Consider the following 23104-nt stretch of genomic DNA (forward strand, 5'->3'; position numbering starts at 1 on the left):
AACAAGTACACTTTTAAAGGACACGGAATGATCAAACCAAAAGTAGCAATTATTACCGGTGCTGGGCGAGGCATTGGCGCCGCAACAGCAAAGCTTTTTTCAAGTCACGGTTATGCCGTTTGTATTAACTACAAATCTGATGAAAACTCAGCGAATAAACTGGCTAAGTCAATTAGGGCTGAAGGAGGTCTCTGCATTACCGTACAAGCGGATGTGTCCTGTGAGAGTGATGTAGAGCGCTTATTTTCCACCGTAGACAAAGCGTTAGGCACAGTCACTGTTTTAGTAAATAATGCAGGCATTTTGAAAAAACAATCTCGATTAGAGGATATGACAGCTGAACGTATTAATTCGATACTAACCAATAATGTCACGAGCTATTTTTTGTGTTGTCGCGAAGCGGTTAAACGTATGTCAACTCGCCACGACGGTTTAGGTGGTGTTATTGTCAATGTATCTTCTGGCGCAGCTCGCTCTGGCTCACCCAACGAGTACATCGATTATGCTGCTTCAAAAGGAGCCATAGATACCTTAACTAAAGGTTTATCACTTGAGGTTGCTGCAGAAGGCATACGTGTAAACTGTGTACGCCCAGGACTAATTTATACCGATATGCACGCCGACGGCGGAGAGCCTGAGCGCATTGAGCGGTTAAAAGAAATTATTCCATTACAAAGAGGTGGACAGCCTGAAGAAGTGGCTGAGGCTATTTACTGGTTGGCGAGCGAGAAATCTTCTTTTTCTACCGGTAATTATTTAGACTTGGCTGGTGGTTTGTAAATTTAATTGAGCTACTAATCTTCTTTAGTGGCTCATCTTGAATTTATCATGAACTCGACCTTGCAACTTAACCAGCAGTTAAGGGAGCAAGAATTTCATCGGGAATAGGTTGCAAGCGCTTTTGTTTATCCAAGCAAACCATTTCAATATCGCCAATCACCGCAGGTTTGCTCGCATTGGGACGCCATAACTCTTGTCGCCATAACGTTTTATACTTCCCTTCAAATTGGTAACTGGTACGTACGTCACAAATTTCAGCAAATTCAACACCATCTTGAAAAGTTAAGTTGGCTTTATATACGGCAAAACCTAAGCCTTTTTCTTGCCATAATGTTGCCAATTTTTCACTATCAATCACATGTTCACGCGCACGTTCAAAATACTTGAGGAAATTAGGGTGATATACCACGCCAGAATGGTCGGTATCTTCATAATATATTTGTACGGGGTGATGGTAAATTTTACTCATTTTAATTCCATATGTTTTCTTCAAAGTAGCTCGAAAATAGCTAACGCCTCTTTAGCTACTGACTACTAATGATAGTTTAAGTTGTTTCATGCCTTCTTCTATTGATATCAGCGGTGTGTAGCCTAAATCTTTTTTGGCAGCACTTATATCAAAGTAATGACTAGTCGAAAGTTGTCTGGCAACAAACCGTGTCATTACTGGCTCTTTTTTTATATTCAATATTTTATAAAGCCACTCCAACGTCGCACCAACAATATACGCGACGGTACTGGGTACTCTTTTTGTTACGGGTGGTAAATCAACACAATCAAGAATGTTATTAAGCATGGCAGCCATAGTAATTGGCTGATCATTGCTAATAAAATAGGCCTTACCAATACAAGTCGCATTAGCTTTGTTTAACGCGACTGCCGCTAATATATGCGCATAAGCGGCATTATCAACAAAGATGGTATCGACGAGTTTATCTTCTTTTCCAACAAGTTTTAACTTGCCTGCTCGGGCACGTTCTAATACTCGAGGTACAAGATGGGGATCGTTTGGTCCCCAAATTAAGTGCGGACGTAACGCTACTGTTTTTAAGACATTCTTTTGATATGAGTTTAGATTGTCGCCTTGGAGAGTAGCTTGTGTAGTGCTTTGATTGCCACTTTTCTTCAAGTCTTGTGAGGCATTTAATACTAGTTGCTCTGCTAACGCTTTAGACTCACCATAAAAATTTAAAAAGTTATCAGCATAGGGCTGAGATTCATCAATACCAGCCTCATCAACACCAGCAAAAGTGACACTCGGGGTGCTGGTATAAACCAAGCGAGTAATGGCAAGCTCTTGACAGGCTTGGATAATATTCTTAGCACCTTGTACATTCGGTTTAAAGTAATCGTCTTTACTGCCCCAAACGCCTGCTTTGGCTGCTACATGAAATACCAAATCGCATGAATGCATTGTCTCTTTGAGAAGAGCAAAGTCAGTTATATCGCCTTGCACCATATTAACGCCCATTTGGCTAAGTTCAGGATAATGGCCCCGAGCAAAACCCGTCACTTTAATATTAGCTAAGCGCAGTAATCGACAGATAGCTGTACCCAAAAAACCGCCAGCTCCGGTAACAAATACATGGTTAGTTTGCCCTGCTAGCTCGCTAAGTGGTTGTTGCACAGCCTCGTTAAAACGGGCGGTAACATCGATGCTATTATCGCTATTACTTTTGCCTTTGGAATGACTAGTAGCGTTGTTTTGGGAATGTTCAATCATGAGGGAGCTCTATTTATACGCTAAATTAGTTAAATTCATCTTGTGCCCACACGGCAAGCTTTTCACGAAATATTTTAGCATTATGACGAATATCCACCGGGAATTTTTCATGGATTAAAAAGTGTGATATCGCAGATGTTTGTTTATGAGCAAGTGCAGCTACTTTTAACGCTGAGAAGAGGATTGCCTCATCAAAATCTTTCTTGTTTTTAGCTTCATCCGTTAACTCAACACACAGTAACGGCACACTTTTATGGTTAATTTTCACCCCCACTAAAGCTGTGCGTTTTACTGAATGATGGGTATTAAATATTCGCTCACAAGGGATAGAAAATAAAACCTTTTTATCGGTCTCAACACGATGCGCTTTACGTCCACACATCCATAACGCCCCTGCATCATCAAGATAACCCAAATCCCCCATACGATGCCTTACTACATCACGCTTTGAACATGTAGCGTTAGGATCAGCATCAAGAATTTTCGCCTGCTCAGTTGCCGATGCCCGATTATAATATTGATGGCTAACCATATCGCCTTTAACGACGATCTCACCAATGGTATTGGCAGGCAAGACTAAGTCGTCATGCCATATTTCAATGGGCTTCTCAGTGATCTCGATAATACTAATTTCAACGCCATTTACGGCGGTACCGACACAAATACCGCCACCATTGTCGGTTATATGGCTCGTTGCAAGTAAATCTGCGCTGGCTATTTTAGTCAGTGGTAGCGATTCGGTAGCGCCATATGACGTTAACACAGGCACATTGTCGCTTAGTAGTTGGGTAAACCGCTCTATCGAGGTCAGGGTCGCTGGTGCGCCCGCAGAAATCACTCTTTTTAAGCTATTTAATTTAATAATAGGTTTATTAACTGACTCAGTGTCTGCTTTAGCAGCTGAAACATTGGTTGTTCCCGCCTGCCCTAATACTTCTATCAGTGCAGGATTAGCAAATAAGTTAGTGCATTGATATTTTTCAATGGCTGCAAAGATAAAAGCAGGGTTTGCCTTTATCGGTTTACTCGCATCCATATCAGGCACAATGGAGGCCATACCTAATGCTGGGCCAAATAATGAGAACAATGGAAAGGTTGCTAAATCACGTTCGCCTGGTTTGATGGCATAATCTTCTTTTAGCGCGGTAATTTGTGCTTCAAACATTTTATGGCTGTAGACCACGCCTTTAGGTGTACCCGTACTACCACTGGTAAAGAGAATAGCTGACATAGCATCATCGCTAAGTTTTACCATGTCAAAAGAGCTATTTCCTTGTGGTAAATCTTTGTTTTGTACCGGGTAACAAGTGAGTAGTTTGGTTAAACTCATTCCACCAATAAGAGAAGAGAATACATTTGCGCCAACGCCAGAACCAGCTTGTGTAACCGTTAACAGTTTTTTAATGCTAGCTTTCCCCCAGCCAAATAATACTCTGGCGATGTGGGCTTTAGGGATGCCAATAAAAGCATCAGGTGCAGATTCAACAAAACATTGTTTAAGGTTCTTAATGCCCATGCCTGGGTCAACTAAAATAGGAACAATTCCTGCTTTAAATAACGCAAACGTTAAGGCAAAAAAATCAATACTTGGGGTCACCATCAACACCGCTTTCATGCCTGACTTTAGGCCATAAGCATTTAACGCATAGGCAATTTCATCACTGCGTTGGTGTAAAGAGACAAAATCAATTTCTTGATAAGTAAGTTTGCCTCGTTGGCTTTTTTGTACGGCAACAGCTAACGCGTTGGGCGTTGCTATTGCTGCATGTGCGAGATGGCGACATAAATTAGCTTGATTGGACTTATCCATGGTCTCTGTCATTTACACTTTACCTATTAAATAAGTCCTGTTAATTCTAAGCTAATTTGGTTTCGCTTGTTTTTAAGAAGTTCTCTATCAACGGAACCACTTCATCGCTGGCATCTTCTAAAATGTAATGACCACAATCATCAAAAGCATGTACTTGTGCATCTGGAAAACGGTGTTGCCATTCATCTAAAAAGTGTCTATCAAAAACGAAGTCTTTCAGGCCCCAACAAATTAGCATAGGTATTTTCTTAAACTGCGCTAAATTGTCGCTAATGTCAGAAACTAACTGATAATTCCTATCGCCTACTTTTAACGGAATATCTTGAATAAAGCGTAACGTTGAAATACGATTTGTCCATGAATTGAAAGGTGCTACGTAGGCTTCGCGTACTTCTTTCGACATTGGCTTTCGCTTTACACCAATATAGGAAGCAACACTTGAAAAGGCATTAAACCCTCTCACTAATGCAGCGCCCACAAAAGTATTTCGTCCTAACCATAAAGCAGGTGGCAGTTTTTTAGCTTTAGGTAAATGAAAAGCACCAGTGTTTAAAATGACTAGACGTTTGACTCGTTCAGGGTGACGCGCAGCATAACCCATCCCTATCATTCCGCCCCAATCATGTACCACTAGGGTAATATTTTCTTTTACCTCTAAATGTTCAAGTAATGCTTCTAGGTCATCTATGCGATTCGCTAGGGTGTAATCATAACCGTCATCATCGGGTTTATCAGACAAACCACAGCCAATATGATCTGGCACAATACATTGATGACTCTTGCTTAATTGGCTGACTAAATTACGATAATAAAAAGACCAACTTGGATTGCCATGAACCATAACAACCGGAGAGCCCTGCCCTTCATTAACATAATGGTATTGATGGCCATTACGATTAATAAAATTGCGGGTAAAGGGGAATAGTTTTGTTAACTTATTTTCTAACATACTTTTTGAGATAGTATCTGACATAGTTACCACTTAAGCCCCAACATCATACAATTCAAGCCACTGCCTATTCCTAAAAAGCTGACATTATCACCTTTTTGCAAGAAGCCTTGATCATGAGCCATCGCTGCCGTTACCGGCAAAGAAACCGTACCCATATTGCCGAGTAGCTTAAACGTTGGAAATTCTTTTTCAGGGTTAATGCATAAAGCGGTCAACACTTGTTTTTGATTAGCTGCGCCCACTTGATGACAAATAACTTTATCAACTTGTCCTTCAACCCATTGACGTTGTTCTAAAAAATGTTCCCAGGTATCTTTTGCTAAAGAAACACCTTCTTTCAGTAAACTTACTGCATCAGTGCGCATAAATTCACGGAACAGTTGTGGGCCCACTTCTTTTAAGCCCCATTGACATAAATTGTTATGTTCGGGTGCTGATAAGTGACTTGCGCCTAATAATTGATGATTACGGTCAGTATCAAGGTTTAAACTACCATCGGTAAGTAACACCGCAACAGCACCTGAACCACCCGTGAGCGTCGCTAAAGAGCGAGCATAATTTTGCATTGTTGGATCAGCCAGCATGTCATCAATAGTTACATCAACAATATGGCGTGCTGATTCACACGAAACAACAAGACCCGCTTTAATTTGTCCAAGTTCAATGCGATTAGCAATATCTAAAATACCCGATAAAACGCCTAAACAGGCATTACTGATATCGTAAATTGCCGTGTCTTTTAACACACCAAGCTTAGCGGCTATTCGACAAGCGGTAGCCGGCTCATGTTGATCACGACATACACCAGTATAAACAACTGCGCCTATATCCGCTGCTGCTATGCCTGTTTCGTTCATAGCTTTTTGGGCCGCAACAATAGCGCCATCTGAAAGCATATGATCTGTCGGCCACCAACGACGTTCCTCGATTCCAGTTAACGCAGTGAGTTGCCCTTTTGGAATACGAAACTTTTGATATAACGGGGTCAAACGAGATTCAAGCTCTGCACTGGTTACCACTTCAGGGGCCAGTTCATAAGCTAAGCTATTAATAAAGACGCGGGAATATTTCATTTATGTGACTGTTGCTTATTATGTCTAGGTTATCTGTTGTAATACACTTTTAAATCCATCGATGTAATGAGGAAAGATGCTAACTAAGTAACCAATGTTAATTATTTATGACTCTGGGGCGCCATTTGAGCAAGAATATGCCAAGGATTCAACCAAAAACATGATTTATCGATAATCTACCCTAAATTAGGGTGAATTAACTCAAGTTATCGTAAGTTAACCATAGTTAGCCAATATCACAAATTAAAAAGGCCCTCATAATGAGAGCATATACTCGTTACCAATCAAGATGCATGTTTCAGAGTGCTTGGGCAATTTCAATACAAGGTGCACCTTTGTAGTAATGGTTATTCCCTTACAAAAAGGTGCTACGCCGTAGTGATGCTGCTCAAGCGCTTCTTTGATGGGGCTAAAAGCGATTTAAGCGGTGTTATTCATTCGAACAAGGGATGTACTATTGTTCAAATGAAAACCTTGCTTAAAGTACTTTTATCTCCCACTGAAATCACGTACTTTGAATGGCAACGGGTATAAATAATTCAAGATAAGCATTGCTGCTTAGTTCACGTTTTAATTTTCTTTTAACTATTTTTTAGCTAAATATTCTGAGCGTATTAATCTAGATAAAATTAATAAAAATAGTGCGAACAGAGCTAAAAGCGACAAACTACCACTGCTTGATTTTTCAGGGGTAACTTCAAGTGAAATTGTACTGTTATCAACTACGGCTATGCCGCCAGGATCATCAATAACCCCATTAACAATACCGTCGCTATCATTTGCACCACCATCTTCAATGAATAACTTTAAACAGGTATCACCCACATTGAGACCCGTTCGATAAAGCTCACTTTGTGGTGGCGGACAAACGCCATTAACAGCGACACTTGTAGAAAGTACATTGTTACTATCTTCAGCAAAATCTGCCCATTGATTTTCTGAATTTACCTTACGATAAACAGAGTATTCAACGATGGCAGCAGACAAGGGTAAAACAATGGCAACTGAGCGACCAAAAGGTGCAATATTGTGTATTTCAAAATCAAAATAGCCCATGGTGTTTTTTAAACTGTCTTGTTCAATTAAACCTGTAGCCAAGATTTCTTGTTGCGAAAGCGCTATACCATCAGAGGTTTGTAACAGCGCAAACTTACCTAACTTTAAGTGTAAACCAGGCTCAGTTTCAGCTAACTTCACTAACGCCGCATTAATATGTAGTGGTTGTAAGTAAGGAATGGTTGAATTATCCATATAGGCGGGTAATCCGTCTGAATCTTCATCACTAAAGCCTTCGGCCAAATCGCTTAAGCCGTCTCTATCGCTATCTAGGCCACGTAATGTTTGTTGAGTCGCCAATAAAACTAAAGAAATCAGCTTAGTTTGTGACAACTCTTCAGTACCACTATTGGTACTATTACCGCTGTCAGTTACCGTGACGCTAAGATTAATCAGGCCCTTGTTTTCTTCCGGTAGGCTCAAACTTTCAACTGGAAAGACAAATTGTAATTTATCCGTTGAAAGCACAGCATTTAAGTAGTCAGGAATTTGCCAGTCAATTTGATGAGTATCTTGAACATTAGAGTCTTTAATACTCAAAACGACCGTCACTGCACCATCATTCATAGCAACACTAGGTACTTGTATGCCTTTTTGCCAAATTGCTAGATCAATATTTGGCGCAACATTACCTTCTGTAACTGTGATGATATGTTCAGCATGAACACCGGCATTTACGCCTTGTTCAAAGCTAAGAATGAGTTGTTCATCACCCTCTACTTGAAAATCATTATTCACATTGATATCGATAAAACCTGCAGTACCCTGTGCGATTACTATTTTGTTATCGGCAATATTGTAGTCCGCATTATCGACAGTACCTGTGATTGTCAGGGGTAATGTCACTGGATAAGCAGGTGCTTCACCTGATAACACAACTTCTACCCTAGCAATCCCACCTTCAGCAACAATTTGTGCCGACGAGAAGTTCACTAATGGATGAATATTTAATACTTGCGATACATTGGAAATATTGCCGGCGTTATCTACTGCTCGCCATAATATTGGTACTAAGCCAGAGCTGACATTTTTAGCGCCTGTCTCAAAACCTAATGCCGTTAAACCACAACAATTTCTGCCATCAAGACCATCACGTACTGTAATACTGGTTAAGTCTATTAATCGCTGTAAGTCTAATCGAGTAAACGTATGGTCGGCATTGATATGCACAGCTTGTGGCGGCGTAATAATTGGCGCGTAATCATCCCGCAAAGGATGGCTGCCTGCTAACGCTTCTGCTACGTTGCTAACACCATCAAAGTCAGTATCTAAGAGTCCATCATCACCATTAAGCGGGTCAAAGTTATGCAATAGTTCAAATTCATCGCTCATGCCATCGGCATCATCATCTAAATCCGCATTATTACCAATTAAATCGCCATCAGTATCAAACTGTTCATTTGCATCTAATGGCAACTGGTCTTGAAAGTCTGATACACCATCATTATCATCATCACTATCAAAAACATTACCTAAACCATCACCGTCAGTATCAAAAGCCTCTACCGAGTTATTTGGAAATGCATCGTCGATATCTCTGATACCATCATTATCATCATCACTATCGCTGTTATCACCTAAGCCATCATTATCAGCATCAAGCCATTCCGTTGCATCAAGAGGGAATAAATCAATACTATCTAGGCGACCATCGCCATCATCGTCGGTATCGGCATTATTACCCGTACCATCTCTGTCAGTATCAAACCATTCTAGTGGGTCATCATCGAAAGCATCTATCGCATCTGTGAAACCATCGTTATCATCATCACTGTCCGCATTATCACCAACGCCATCACCATCGTTATCATATTGCTCACTGGCATTTAGCGGATAAATATCATCGCCATCTAATACACCATCACCGTCATCATCTTCATCTTCATTATTGCCAATGAGATCACTATTAGTTGGGTGATTAGCATCAGTATTAAGCCATTCAGCTGGGTTAAGAGGGAACGCATCGACACTATCGGGGTAACCGTCACCAGCTAGTGTGACATTATGGGTATCAGCATCAGAGTCAGCATTATCACCTATGCCATCGCCATCAGTATCCCTCCACTCTAGCGGGTTCTCAGTAAAGTCATCCGGAAAACTGTTACAAGGATCAACTCCTGTTGGGTCAAGAATACTGTCACACACACCATCATTATCATCATCATAGTCAGCATTATTGCCAATTCCATCAAAGTCAGGATCACGACTTTCAAGTAGCTCATATGGAAATTTATCAAGATCTGTTGGTAGTGGTGGCAAGCTATTAATTAATCCATCATTATCAATATCAGGATCAGAGTTATCACCAATACCGTCACCATCAGTGTCAAAATTTTCAGAGTTATCTAATGGAAAGATATCAACATCATCGGTGAAACCATCGCCATCATCATCGGTATCGGCATTATTACCGGTGCCATCGCCATCGGTATCTATATATTCATTTAAATCTAAAGGAAAAGCATCACTGCCATTAGCAATACCATCACCATCGACATCAGCATCGCTATTATCGCCAAAGCCATCACCATCTAAATCAAACTGCTCTGTGGCATCTAAAGGAAAGACATCTGTTATATCAAGTTCACCATCGCCATCAGCATCTGTATCAGGGCCATCACAAGTACCATCACCATCGGTATCAAGTCGCTCTAATGGATCAAGTGGACATGCATCGACTCCATCTTGAACACCATCACCATCGTCATCATCATCAGCATTGTTACCTATGCCATCATTATCAGTATCGACTGTCTCTGTTGAATCCAGCGGTAAGTCGTCATCTACATCAAGTACACCATCTCCAACACCCGTCACATCATGGGTATCATCATCTGTATCAGTATTATTACCGATGCCATCACCATCGGTGTCATACCATTCAGTATTATCATAAGGAAAAATATCAAGGGTATTCACAATGCCATCATTATCAATATCAGGGTCTTGCGCATTGCCAATTCCATCTGCATCTAAATCAGCATTAACATTAAAATCTAAAGGGAAAGCATCGCTGCCATCATTGACACCATCACCGTCATCATCTATATCAGCATTATTACCAATACCATCAAGGTCGGTATCTATAGTTTCGAGTGGATCTAAAGGGAATTGATCATAAACATCAAGAACACCGTCTGCATCATCATCAGCATCAGCATTATTGCCTACGCCATCAAGATCAGAATCCAAGCTTTCTTGTAAATTAAGTGGAAATACATCAAGAAGATCTGGTACACCATCGTTATCATCATCGGTATCGGTATTGTTACCTAAGCCATCATTATCGGTATCAAGCCATTCACTGGGATCTCTAGGCAGTGGGTCATAAATATTAATAGCAAGATCGCCATCATCATTATTGTCATCGCCACCATCTAAACCATTATCTAAGCCATCACCATCAATATCGTTGTCGCTATTATTACCTGTGCCATCAAGATCGGTGTCAATCCATTCAAGAGGATCGGTAGGGAATAAATCGATGGCATCATCATAGCCATCGCCGTCTGTATCTACGGCAAAAGCACTGGTACTAATGACAAGGGTAAGTATGCTTAAAAATTTAAAGCACCATATTTTATACTTCAACACACGTTTCTCCACGGAGAGTATTATCTGGAATTAAAACCAGATATTTATGTCTTATAACTTCAGTAAAGTTATAAGACATAAAGGGATAGAATAAGTTTAACTGCAACAATCCGTTTACAGGTCTTCTTTATAACGGCCAATGTACATCTAACTTGAATAATTAAAGTGTTACTAACACGTAACGTTAGTAACCAACTTGGCGACCAAAGCGATAATTAAAGCCGATAAATACAGTGCTAATACTGCCAAAATCAGAATAGCTAGGATAATGTTTGAAACCTATATGCATAGCTGAGTTTTTGGTGAAGCTTTTTTGAAGGGAAATGGACATAACAGGATTGATATCCCCTTGCTCTGCAAAGTAAACATCATCTAAATTAAGATCCGGATCAGGAATTAGTTTATTTTCGCTGAGGTTAATGGATGCGCCCAATTGAAATTCAAGCATAAGGCTACTGATAAATTTATTATAAGACTTAGGGTAATAACGATAACCTAAAGATAAATCTACCGTCTGTAAGGTGAAGTCAAAACCTGCTTTATCCCATACTTCACTTGTTTCGTCCAAGTCGCTAATCGCCACTTTTTCAAGGCGATTATAACTGACCTGCCAATTAAACGCTTTTTGATTAAAGAACTCATCACCTATTGAAAGGCTATAACCATAGCTTTCATCTTGATCAACTTTATGCAGTTGCACTGAGCTTTCTAATGCGTGGCTTTTACTTGCCAACATAACAAAAAAAACACATAACACTTGAGCGATGTACGGAAGTTTGTTCGAGCTCACTATTTTACACTCCTGCCAACATTTTGTCGGTTTTTAGTCGGTATTAGCGGGACTACTAATAAATAGAGTTAAGCAATTATCACACCAAAATAAATTGATAATCATTTTGCAAATATGTTTATGCAGAATTGGTGTAAATCAGAGAGAGTAAATTGGAGTTGGAATAGATATTGACGATTAATTGACGAGTAATACCAATCAGATTAATTAATGGTTCAACTTCAGTGCAATATAAGCAATGAAGATAAATTTTCAAGATCAAGGCGCTTGATTGGATCATAGCTAGCTGTTGAGATTGGAAACAACGATGTTTTTGGAATGTGCATCCTTAGCCTACACAAATAAACTCACTTGTACTCACTCTACTTGATGAGGCTTTTGCAGGCTTTCAAGTAGAGTGAGTTTATAAGAATTTAACGTCCTAGCGCTAATCCTTCTCGACGTGGATCAGCTCCGCCAACAAGCCCATTTTTAGTGACTTCAATTGCATGTAAACCACTATTTAAGGCGCGAATTTTCACCGTATGTCCTCTCGCTTCAAGCGCAGGTTTTAGTTTAGCAACATCAGTATCTAACTCCAACGTAGTGACGTAATTTCGGTTGGTTACTTTGGGCAAATTAACAGCTTGTTGTACATTCAGTTGCCAATCGAGTACACCGATAATAGTTTGCGCTACATAATTAATAATACGACTACCACCGGGTGCACCAAGAATCAAACGTAATGAATTATCTTCATTAAAGACCATCATCGGTGCCATCGAGCTACGAGGTCTTTTTAATGGTTCTACTCGATTTGCTACCCATTTTCCATCACGCTTTGGCGCCAATGAAAAATCAGTTAATTGATTATTTAAAATAAAGCCCTGCACCATTAGGGCTGAGCCAAAACCATTTTCAATACTACTGGTCATTGATATGGCATTACCTTGTTTATCAACAACCACCAAATGAGTGGTTGATGGTCTTTCAATTGCGTTATCATTAGCTAACACTAAACTATTTTGTGGATTGCCTGCGATTGCCTGCCCCATATCTCTTTTTTCATCTATTAAAGCCGCACGTTTAGCGAGGTAATCTTCGGCTATTAATCCTTTAACGGGTACGCTGACAAAATCACTATCGGCAATGTATTTATTTCTATCCGCAAAGGCTAATCGTGAGCTTTGTGTTAATAGGTGTATCGCATGTAAAGAATTTGGTGGGTATTGGGCAAGTTCAAATGATTGTAGTTGAGCTAAAATCTGAATAACGCTGATACCGCCCGAGCTTGGTGGCGCCATGCCACATATCTTATATTGATGATAAGGACCGCATACAGAAGCGCGTTCTATTGCTTGATAATTTTTCATATCATCCAAACTTAATAACCCAGGTGAAACAGCTGAATTTTGCACCTTTGCAACTATTTTCTTGGCTATCCAACCTCGGTAGAACACCTCAACCCCTTCGTTAGCAATACTATGAAGCGCTTTAGCCAGTTTAGGGTTTTTTAAGGTATCACCTGCTTTTATACCAATGCCATTAGGTGAAAAATAGTTTTTAATCTCAGGTAAAATATGAATACCTGGATTGAAATTCATACCCAATAATTGTTCTAAACGCGGCGATACAATAAAGCCCTCTTCAGCTAACTCAATCGCCGGCTGAAATAATACTTTCCATGGCAACACACCAAATTCTTCATGTGCTTTATTAAGCGCCGCAAGTAATCCTGGGACACCAACAGATTTACCACCCACAACGGCATCAGACCAGCTAAGTGGCTTGCCATTTTCATCTAAAAACAACTCACTTGTCGCATTTTGTGGCGCAGTTTCTCTACCATCAAACGTCGTTAGTTTTTGGTTTTTATTGTGCCAATGCAGCATAAAGGTACCACCACCAAGACCCGAGGATTGCGGTTCAACTAAGCTAAGTACAAGTTGAGCTGCAATAGCCGCATCAACAGCACTACCACCTTTATCAAGCATTGCTATACCTGCTTTACTTGCATAAGGATTGGCAGCAACCACCATATATTGCTTAGCAAAAACAGCTTTCTTTTGATTAAAGCCCGTTGCGGCTTCGGGTTCACGGATTTCACGTTTCGCCAGCGCTGTCTGGCTTATTAAAAGGTGAGCAACAATAAATGCGAGTGTAGAAAGTCGTAATAAAAATGAATGATGAATCATCAAGTTTCCTTAAGGGATTTGTTCGCAGGTCTAAAAGATAATTGGAATTGGTTAAATTGTTTAAATTTTTCAAGTAGCGGTTGGTATTTACCCGCATGTTCGGGTGTAATCAGCTCAGCATCATAACCTTGCGCTGCTGAGTCATAAACCTGTTCTGTACTCTGCTCCAAAAGGGCTAAAGCATAACAGCTTGCTTCTAAACTAGATAAGGCATTTTTTTTCGCTACTTTTCGAATAAGGTATTGACCCGCATTCGCTAAATAATCGGGTAGGCATACTTGCGGTAATTGTTGTAATTTTGTTGATAGCATAAACATGCGATAGGCTTTTTTCCAGGTACCATCAAGAATAATTAAACAAAGAGGTTTAGCATCAAGTTTGGCTTTGAATTGAGTCGCGCCATCTATATTTTCATTATTTTTATCGAGATGAGTCAATTGCGCGACTAAGTTTTGATTAAGAGTTTGTGCTTTTTCACCAGGATAAAGTAAAACGAGCTGATATTGCTCCATTAATTTTAAGAAGCAAGCTTCCTCATCAAAATTCTCACCGACGATAACTTGGCAAGATTGTAATGATTTTTCTAATAAAGCAACAGTGCCTTTTGTTTGTGATACTTCACTAGGATGTTGTAGTACAACGACATGAATATCATTTGCAATATCTACGATAAAAGTACAAATACAAGCTTTTTGGGGCCGCTGACAACAAGGGCAAAGTGTTCGAGACATAGAGGAGTAAAATAAAGCGCAATTAATAAAGCAGTCATTGTATACTTTATTAGTGAAATATAAATACTTTATAAATCACTAACTGATAACTTTTAACGACTGACATTCAATGACTAGTATTTAAGCGCATGACATTAACATTTAAAAATCTTCCTCTAAAAAAACAACACAGCATGCTAGTTACGATCATCGCTATCCTCGCTGTTCTCGCCTATTTATTCAATGATGCAGTTAGTGAATTTTTCGTTTATCAATATCAATTGATTAGCCAAGGTGAGTTATGGCGTACATTCACTGGACACTTTTTTCACACCAATGGCATTCATTTATTATTAAATTTAGCCGCATTAGCCCTTCTGTGGGCATTGCATGGTCATTTTTATAATGTAAAAAGCTACAGTTTACTCTTTATCACATCAGCCTTGACCTGCAGTACCGGTATGTATTTTTTCTCTCCTGAAATTCGTCAATATGTTGGTCTTTCAGGCGTTTTACACGGAATTTTCGTTTTTGGCGCCATCATGGACATTCGTCATAAAGATAAAACTGGTTACTTATTATTTGTCGGAGTATGGCTAAAAATAGCACATGAACAATTTTACGGAGCAAGCGAGCAAGTATCGTCGCTAATTGATGCCAATGTAGCAGTCGATGCACATTTATGGGGAGCTGTAGGTGGATTGCTCTTTAGCAGTTGTTATGTGTTGATGACTAAAAAGACAATTTCATCATATAATAATGAGCGCTAAAAATGGAAAAAAAGACTAAAGGTGTAAACCATTAGTCTTTTTTATGTATTAGGTAATACGCTTAGTACTAGTTTCTTTTAAAAACCATTCGGGTTTTCAGACTGCCAACGCCAAGTATCTTGGATCATGGCAGTTAAATCGAGCTTAGCTTGCCAATCTAATAGTTCATTTGCTAAAGAAGCATCAGCATACACAGTCGCTAAATCTCCAGCTCTGCGTGGTACTACTTGATAAGGAATATCTTGTTTACTAATGTCTTTAAAGGTATTAACGATCTCTAGTACCGACGTACCATTACCGGTACCTAAGTTAATTGCCTGACAACCTTTAACCGTACCTTTAGCATGACCGAGACTTTCTAATGCTTTTACATGGCCTTGTGCTAAGTCAACCACATGAATATAGTCGCGTACACCGGTGCCATCTTGCGTATCATAATCATCGCCAAAAATTTGCAACTGCTCTAAGCGCCCTACTGCCACTTGTGCTACATAAGGTAATAAATTATTAGGAATGCCATTAGGGTTTTCGCCAATTAGTCCTGATTGGTGCGCGCCAATAGGATTAAAGTAACGTAAACAAGCAATGGACCAAGATGCATCACTTTTGGCTAAATCAAATAGAACATGTTCAACCATCAGCTTGGTTTGACCATAAGGGTTAGTTGCTGAAGTAGCCATGGTTTCGTTTAATGGTGAAATGTTATTCCCATAAACAGTAGCTGAAGAACTAAAAACTAAATTCTTTACCTGATATTTTGCCATGACTCGCAATAACGTAATCGTTCCTGAAACATTATTTTGATAATACGCTAATGGGATTTCATTCGACTCGCCAACCGCTTTTAATCCCGCAAAGTGAATTACCGCTTCTATCTTATGTTCATTAAAAACCTGTTCTAGCGCGTTTTCATCACAAACATCCGCTTTAATAAAGGTGACGGTTTTATTCGTGATTTGTTTAATCCGTTCCAGTACTTTAGTTGACGAATTAGATAAATTATCAACAATAACAATCTCTTGTTCTTTGGTACTTTGCAATAATTCAACAACGGTGTGGCTACCAATATAACCAGTACCGCCTGTGATTAATAAACTCATATATCCCTACTCTTTTCGATTACTAACTGAAATCGTCTATTGAACTAGATCGTTAAAATAGACTAAAACAATTCAACGTGATACCAACTATTTTAGCGCTTAGTTTTTGACTTTGATACTAATTTCTATTTTTGTTAGTGGGCTCTACTGTTAATTTTTTATACTAGCCTCGATAATAGCTTTCAACGTGCTTTATAAATTCATCTACTCTACTCTTAGGTAAAGCATTAACGCCTGCCGCAGCTGCTCTACCACCGCCGGTTGGAAACTGAGCACAGATATCACCAGCGCCCTGTTTATTATTTAGCGGAGCGCGCAAACTTAAAGTATAACTTTGTTCCTTTTGACCTTCATTTTTCGATTGAAGATGAATGTCAATTGGATTAAGCGTGATAACAATATGCGCTTTATCTGGTGCTTGGTTTGCTAATTCATTACCAAAAACACCGCTTACTCTGCGAGACCAAGGTGCATCTTCGAGCACTATCGTTTTAACTACGTCACTATCACTCAAGACATCTGCGGCACACGCTTTCGCCATATCGGCTAAATATGCAGTCTTCAGCTGATTAAAAATAGAATCTTCTTGATTAATTAATACGAAAGGGTCGGGATATTCTAGTAATGCCTGATATAGCGCTGCAGGATGAAAGTGTAAGTCACTTAATTCCTGTCCATAGCCATTATAATTAATATATGTACCTAACTCATTAAGCTGATTCTGCTGATGTTTAGATAAACCAACTTTCTGTGCTAAATCGCTGGCACTAACATGCATATTATCGCCAAAAGCTGCGGCAACTGCCCAATGGCTATATTGGCCTTTCAAAAAACAATTTACCAATAGACTAGTACAAGTATTCGCATCAGTATTAAGTAATGTCGTTAATTTATTCGATTTTGGAATGTCACCTGTTCTATGGTGGTCAACATAAAACACGTCAATTTGACTATCGAGTAGTCCTTGTAACGCTTGATTATTCTTTTCCAAAGAGATGTCTAACACGGTTACTGAAGACGCTTTGGTGATATCTACTTGTTTAAGTAAGCTAATATCACGCTTAACACCCGTAATAAGCAATGATTCTTTAGGTGCGGCTAAGCGTAATTGAAGTAAAGCAATAATGCCGTCGGCATCGCCGTTAAATACATCATAATGCATAGTGGAAATATTCCTGACTTTTATAATTGATAGTTATACCAAGTCCATTAAGTTATTTCCCACTCAGCGAGAATTAAAAGGCTTAGAGGCAAGGCATTGATTGAAGAGAATGGTTGTTCCCTTGTCAAAATCAATAACACAGTATGTAAGCCTTTTAAACTCGCCCTAGGGAGCTTGTCAGAAAAGCAATAACTGCGAAAATTTGTTAGATATAGAATGACTATACCTGCACAAAATTTGATTGTTATAGCTCCTCTGACATAGCTCTGAGATGGGAATAAATTTAATGGAATTGGTATTAGTTGAACGTTAACTGGCTCTTAGCTTAGCGTCATTTCACTAATAAAGCCCTGCTCAATTAAATGACTTACAATTTGCTCTGCACATTGCTCAACAGATTGCTCTGCTGTTTTAACATGAATTTGCGGCGCAGTGGGTACATCATAATTTGAGTCAATACCGGTAAAGTCTTTTATCTCGCCCGCTCTTGCTTTTTTGTATAACCCTTTAGGATCACGCTGTTCACACACACTGATCGGGGTATCGATAAAGACTTCAATAAATTCTCCGTCTTCAAGCTTAGCTTTGGCTAACGCTCTATCGCTGGCAAAAGGAGAAATAAAGGCAGTTGACACGATTAGCCCGGCATCAAGGAATAATTTAGCGACTTCTGAAATACGACGAATATTTTCAATGCGCGCTTCATCACTAAAACCTAAGTCACCATTAAGACCATGACGTACATTATCACCATCAAGTAAATAACTATGACAACCTAGCTTAAACAACAGCGCATCCACCGCATTGGCTACGGTAGATTTACCCGAGCCACTTAAACCGGTATACCAAAGTAACGCTGGTTTTTGCTGTTTTAACGTAGCGCGTTGTTCTTTGCTGATTTGTTGGTTATGCCACACAGTATTTTCTGTTTTCATGTTTGTTGTTGTCATGCTAGATAAGCTCTTTATTGAAGTGTAATCAAGGTCACTAATTGGGTTACATAAATCAGATTATGCAAATTATTTAACGACCAAGTTAACAGGAAAATTAAAACGGATAAACAATGGGAATAACCAAAATTACCGTTGCGCTATAAATCAGTGAAATAGGTAAACCAAAACGGACAAAGTCCTTTAACTGGTAATTACCCGCGTTATACACCATCACATTGGTTTGGTAACCATAAGGACTGATAAAGCTGCCGCTTGCAGCAAAAGCAACCGCCATCACAAAAGGCGTAGGGTCTACGCCAAGGCCTAAGGCAATATTATAAGCAATAGGAAAGGCTAAGGCTGCCGCAGCGCTATTGGTGATCAGCTCAGTCATTATCAGCGTTAAAAGAAAGATACTAACAAAAGCGATATAGATACTTTGACCGTGTAAGAAACCTTCAATATTTTGCGCCAACATAACAGCAATGCCGGTATTTTCAATGGCTGAAGCCAATGTTAAGGCACCTAATACGATCATCCAAATTTCTAAAGGAAAGCGGCGTTTTATTTCATTAACTGATAGTGAATCACTGAAAATTAAAAATGCCAAATAGATAAATAAGCAGCTCAGTAAAGGCAGTGGCGTAAAAACGGACACTAAAATACTGGCGATAAAGCCCCAAACAGTGGTGTAATCACGCCAACCATTGAGCATATTCTCAGCCTGATGGCCTGATAAGATGTAAAAGTTTTTTGACAAGTTAGGTCTAGTGGCAAAGTCTTGCCCTACCGCTAACACCAGAAAATCTCCAGGCTGTAGTACGATATCGCCTAATTTTCCTGATAGTGCGCCACCTTCTCGGCGAACCGCCACAACAGCAGCATCAAAACGCGCACGAAACCCGGCTTTTTTTAAGGTTTTTCCTGCAATAGTTGAATCCGCTTTTACCAGCACTTCCGTTAAATTATCACGTAATAAATCATCTTGCTCTGCATACAAATTCAAACCATCAAACTGTTGTAATGTTAGCACTTTGGAGATATCACCACTAAAAATAAGCTTATCTTGTGCTTGGAGGCATTCTTCAGGGCAAACTGGTGAAATTAATCTACCTTGACGTACTATTTCAACAAGAAATAAAGAGTTCAAATTTCTCAAGCCATTTTCTTCAATACTTTTACCAATTAAGGTAGAAGCTGTAGCTACTTCGGCTTCGAGCAAATACTCATTGGTCGCTAAATCATCGTCATCTAAGTCTGGTAAGGTACGACTGCGCACTAAAATAACAAATAAACATAAAACAAAAGCCGATAAACCAATTAAGGTGAAATCAAAAAAGCCAAAACCATCATGACCTTGCTTAATCAATAAGCTGTTTACAATAAGATTGGTAGAGGTACCCACTAACGTCAATGTTCCCCCTAAAATAGCGGCAAATGACAGCGGTAATAAAAGCTTACCGGGATTAATGAGTTTGTTTTTTTTCACGGTATTGATGAGTGTTGCGACCACCGCAGTGTTGCTCATAAGCGCTGAGGCTAAAGCAGTACCAAGTAATAATCGTAAGGTCGACTTTACTTTTGAGCCATTAAAAACACCGGCTGATAAGCGCCTTAAAATACTGGTTCGTTCAAAAGCGAAAGAACACAGCACAAGTAAAACAAGGGTGACAAGACCTGGGTTAACGGCATTCGTTAAAATGTCATCAACACTGACAAACGACAGTGCCAAACACAACAATATCGTCACAGAGAAAACCCGCTCTGGTACGTGGCTGTATTTAACTAAGCTGATAAAAGTGGCAACAAACACACCTATCATCAACCACTGCTCTATTGCCATTTAGTTTTGCGTCCTAAGGGAGTATGTACGTCATTTCCGAGGTATTTAATCGGACGTGACAGGATGTTACTTATTAGACAATGCAGGATGCATATTGTCCTGGGTTCATATCAATTAAGAGCATGGTTCCTCAATTGATGAAACTAATCATTCACCTTTAAACTGAAGTGTTCAAGTTAAAGAAAAAAGCACGGAGTTGACGTTAGTCAATGAGTACTTTTGACGCATAAATTGGACGCTACAGCAACAAGGAGAATGGTTAGTAACTATTAAATAGCTATTTAGTAATGTCGCGCGCACCCCAGTGTGGAAACTGCTTGCGAACTAAGGCATTCAACTCTAATTCAAACGCTGAATACTCCTGTGCTTTTTCATCGATAGCATGGTTTATCATGCCCGCACCAACCGTAACATTACTTAATCTATCAATAATAATGAAAGCACCAGTGCCTTGATTATCTTCGTAAGCATCGAAATGTAAGGTTTCGCCAGCAACAAAATTAACAATACCGATGTCATTAATCGCTAGTTGTGAGCTAGATAAACTTTCCATAGTGTTAACGTCATACTTGCTAACAATGTTTTGTGCATGACCTGTAGTCATTTTGCTGCCGTGCTTGATAAAATACTCACGACCAGGCTCAAGTTCATTTTCATGCATCCAAACTACCGTTGCACTGAACTCTTTAGCTGATATCGGTAAGCTACCCTTTTTAACAATAATTTCGCCGCGGCTAATATCAATTTCATCTTCAAGGGTTAGCGTTACGGCCATACCTTTATCAGCGCGCTCTAAATTACCATCGTAAGTGACGATTTCTTTTACTACACTCTCTTTACCTGATGGCAATGCAACAATAGTATCGCCAACGAGTACGTGACCTGAAGCAAGTGTGCCGGCAAAACCACGGAAATCTAGATTAGGTCGGTTAACATATTGCACTTGAAAACGCAGTTGGGTGAATTGCTCTTGCGTCTTCACATCAATAGTATTAAGTAGCTTCATTAACGTAGCGCCAGGATACCAAGGCATGTTTACGCTTTCGTCTACCACGTTATCGCCATTAAGTGCTGACAGTGGCACAAAACGCACATCAGAGAACTCTAATGATTCAGTGAATTCACGGTACTCTTTTTTGATTTCTTGGTAGCGTTCCTGAGAATAGTCAACCAAATCCATTTTGTTTACCGCAACAACAATGTGCTTGATACCCAACAAAGAACAAATAAATGAATGACGACGGGTTTGTGTTTGTACGCCATAGCGCGCATCAATTAATATAATCGCAATATCACAGGTTGAAGCACCTGTAGCCATGTTACGGGTATACTGTTCATGGCCTGGGGTGTCAGCGATAATAAACTTACGCTTGTCGGTTGAGAAATAACGATAAGCAACATCAATAGTGATGCCTTGCTCACGTTCAGACTGTAAGCCATCAACTAACAGTGCTAAATCTATTGCTTCGCCGGTAGTACCTGATTTTTTAGAGTCTTTTTCTATAGCAGCAAGTTGATCTTCAAAAATCATTTTTGAGTCATGCAATAAACGCCCAATTAAGGTACTTTTTCCATCATCTACGCTACCGCACGTTAAGAAACGTACTAATTCTTTGTTTTCATGTTGCTTTAAATAAGCTTGAATATCTTCTTCAATTAAGTCTGATTGGTGACTCATAAGTTTTTCCTTCCAAAATTGTTCATCAATAAAAGTGCTATAAAGTAAATGCGGCTTAGAAATAGCCTTCCATTTTTTTCTTTTCCATTGAACCAGCGCTATCGTGATCTATCACGCGCCCTTGACGTTCAGAGGTTTTCGTTAATAGCATTTCTTGAATAATTTCAGGTAAGGTATTAGCCGTTGACTCAACTGCGCCTGTTAATGGGTAACAGCCTAATGTTCTAAAACGAACACTCTTCATTTGAACTTCTTCATCCTCACCAATTGGCATACGGTCGTCATCAACCATGATTAAGGTTCCATCACGCTCAACAACAGGACGCTTCTCAGCTAAATAAAGTGGCACAATTGGAATACTTTCTAAGTAGATGTACTGCCAGATATCAAGTTCAGTCCAGTTAGATAATGGGAAAACACGTATGCTTTCGCCTTTATTTACTTTACCGTTGTAGATATTCCATAATTCTGGACGTTGGCTTTTCGGATCCCAACGATGATTTTCATCACGGAATGAATATACACGCTCTTTCGCTCGTGATTTTTCTTCATCACGACGTGCGCCACCAAAAGCAGCATCAAAACCGTACTTGTTAAGCGCTTGTTTTAAGCCCTGAGTTTTCATCACATCAGTATGCGTCGCACTACCGTGGGTAAATGGGCCCATGCCCATTTCAATACCTTCTGGATTTTTGTGCACTAGCAACTCAAAATCATAGTCTTTCGCCATTTGATCACGAAAGGCAATCATCTCTTTAAATTTCCAATTAGTATCAACATGTAATAACGGGAAAGGAATTTTACCTGGCGCAAAGGCTTTTCGAGCTAAATGTAGTAATACTGCCGAGTCTTTACCGACAGAATACAGCATCACGGGATTATCAAATTCAGCCGCTACCTCACGAAAAATATGGATAGATTCAGCTTCAAGTGTTTTTAAATGGGTTAAATTCATTG

Annotated in this window: 17 protein-coding genes; 2 read left to right on the forward strand and 15 right to left on the reverse strand. The window is 39.6% G+C overall.

Annotated elements, in window-relative coordinates; translation table 11 throughout:
• Positions 1-27 precede the first annotated feature (27 nt).
• Entirely contained in the window at positions 28-780 is a 753-nt protein-coding gene (locus CXF79_RS15090) for an SDR family oxidoreductase (RefSeq protein WP_011042977.1), read from the forward strand.
• Positions 781-847: 67 nt separating this feature from the next.
• On the opposite strand, the gene CXF79_RS15095 is transcribed toward CXF79_RS15090, so the two are convergent.
• The 9 genes from CXF79_RS15095 to CXF79_RS15140 form a co-directional block, all read right to left on the reverse strand.
• On the reverse strand, positions 848-1249 hold the full coding sequence (locus CXF79_RS15095; protein ID WP_101155921.1) for a thioesterase family protein: 402 nt from the start codon (positions 1247-1249) through the stop codon (positions 848-850).
• Positions 1250-1300: 51 nt separating this feature from the next.
• Positions 1301-2503: a 2-alkyl-3-oxoalkanoate reductase gene (gene oleD / locus CXF79_RS15100; RefSeq protein ID WP_232769190.1), complete on the reverse strand. Its 1203-nt coding sequence runs from the start codon at positions 2501-2503 to the stop codon at positions 1301-1303.
• A 25-nt stretch (positions 2504-2528) separates the two neighbouring features.
• Entirely contained in the window at positions 2529-4325 is a 1797-nt protein-coding gene (oleC, locus tag CXF79_RS15105) for an olefin beta-lactone synthetase (RefSeq protein WP_101155923.1), read from the reverse strand.
• Positions 4326-4359: 34 nt separating this feature from the next.
• A complete protein-coding gene (locus CXF79_RS15110) occupies positions 4360-5286 on the reverse strand; it encodes an alpha/beta fold hydrolase (RefSeq protein WP_198560069.1) in 927 nt (308 codons plus the stop codon).
• Between the two features lie 2 nt (positions 5287-5288).
• A complete protein-coding gene (locus tag CXF79_RS15115; protein WP_011042972.1) occupies positions 5289-6338 on the reverse strand; it encodes a 3-oxoacyl-ACP synthase III in 1050 nt (349 codons plus the stop codon).
• A 585-nt stretch (positions 6339-6923) separates the two neighbouring features.
• Positions 6924-10988, reverse strand: a complete 4065-nt coding sequence (locus CXF79_RS15125; protein ID WP_101155927.1) for a choice-of-anchor U domain-containing protein — start codon at positions 10986-10988, stop codon at positions 6924-6926.
• A 184-nt stretch (positions 10989-11172) separates the two neighbouring features.
• On the reverse strand, positions 11173-11778 hold the full coding sequence (locus tag CXF79_RS15130; RefSeq protein WP_101155929.1) for a hypothetical protein: 606 nt from the start codon (positions 11776-11778) through the stop codon (positions 11173-11175).
• A 413-nt stretch (positions 11779-12191) separates the two neighbouring features.
• Positions 12192-13952, reverse strand: a complete 1761-nt coding sequence (gene ggt, locus CXF79_RS15135) for a gamma-glutamyltransferase (protein ID WP_101155931.1) — start codon at positions 13950-13952, stop codon at positions 12192-12194.
• A complete protein-coding gene (locus tag CXF79_RS15140) occupies positions 13952-14683 on the reverse strand; it encodes a tRNA-uridine aminocarboxypropyltransferase (protein WP_101155933.1) in 732 nt (243 codons plus the stop codon). Before CXF79_RS15140 ends, ggt begins: the two co-directional genes overlap by 1 nt.
• A 128-nt stretch (positions 14684-14811) precedes the next feature.
• On the opposite strand from CXF79_RS15140, the gene rrtA reads away from it, so the two are divergent.
• The gene (gene rrtA / locus CXF79_RS15145; protein WP_101155935.1) at positions 14812-15432 is read left to right on the forward strand and encodes a rhombosortase; all 621 of its coding nucleotides are present in this window, start codon (positions 14812-14814) and stop codon (positions 15430-15432) included.
• A gap of 77 nt (positions 15433-15509) precedes the next feature.
• Here rrtA and galE read toward each other — a convergent pair whose 3' ends face one another.
• From galE to cysD, 6 genes are all read right to left on the reverse strand, one after another.
• Positions 15510-16532: a UDP-glucose 4-epimerase GalE gene (gene galE / locus CXF79_RS15150; protein WP_101155937.1), complete on the reverse strand. Its 1023-nt coding sequence runs from the start codon at positions 16530-16532 to the stop codon at positions 15510-15512.
• Between the two features lie 163 nt (positions 16533-16695).
• On the reverse strand, positions 16696-17694 hold the full coding sequence (locus CXF79_RS15155) for an acetyltransferase (protein ID WP_101155939.1): 999 nt from the start codon (positions 17692-17694) through the stop codon (positions 16696-16698).
• 320 nt (positions 17695-18014) lie between these two features.
• Entirely contained in the window at positions 18015-18644 is a 630-nt protein-coding gene (cysC, locus tag CXF79_RS15160) for an adenylyl-sulfate kinase (protein WP_101155941.1), read from the reverse strand.
• A gap of 97 nt (positions 18645-18741) precedes the next feature.
• A complete protein-coding gene (locus tag CXF79_RS15165) occupies positions 18742-20469 on the reverse strand; it encodes an SLC13 family permease (protein WP_011042963.1) in 1728 nt (575 codons plus the stop codon).
• Positions 20470-20746: 277 nt separating this feature from the next.
• Entirely contained in the window at positions 20747-22147 is a 1401-nt protein-coding gene (cysN, locus tag CXF79_RS15170; RefSeq protein ID WP_011042962.1) for a sulfate adenylyltransferase subunit CysN, read from the reverse strand.
• Between the two features lie 55 nt (positions 22148-22202).
• Positions 22203-23102 carry a sulfate adenylyltransferase subunit CysD gene (gene cysD, locus CXF79_RS15175; protein ID WP_011042961.1) on the reverse strand — a complete coding sequence of 300 codons (900 nt, stop codon included), beginning with the start codon at positions 23100-23102 and terminating at the stop codon, positions 22203-22205.
• Positions 23103-23104 lie beyond the last annotated feature (2 nt).

This window comes from Colwellia sp. Bg11-28 (assembly GCF_002836245.1).
Classification (GTDB): Bacteria; Pseudomonadota; Gammaproteobacteria; order Enterobacterales; family Alteromonadaceae; genus Colwellia; species Colwellia psychrerythraea_A.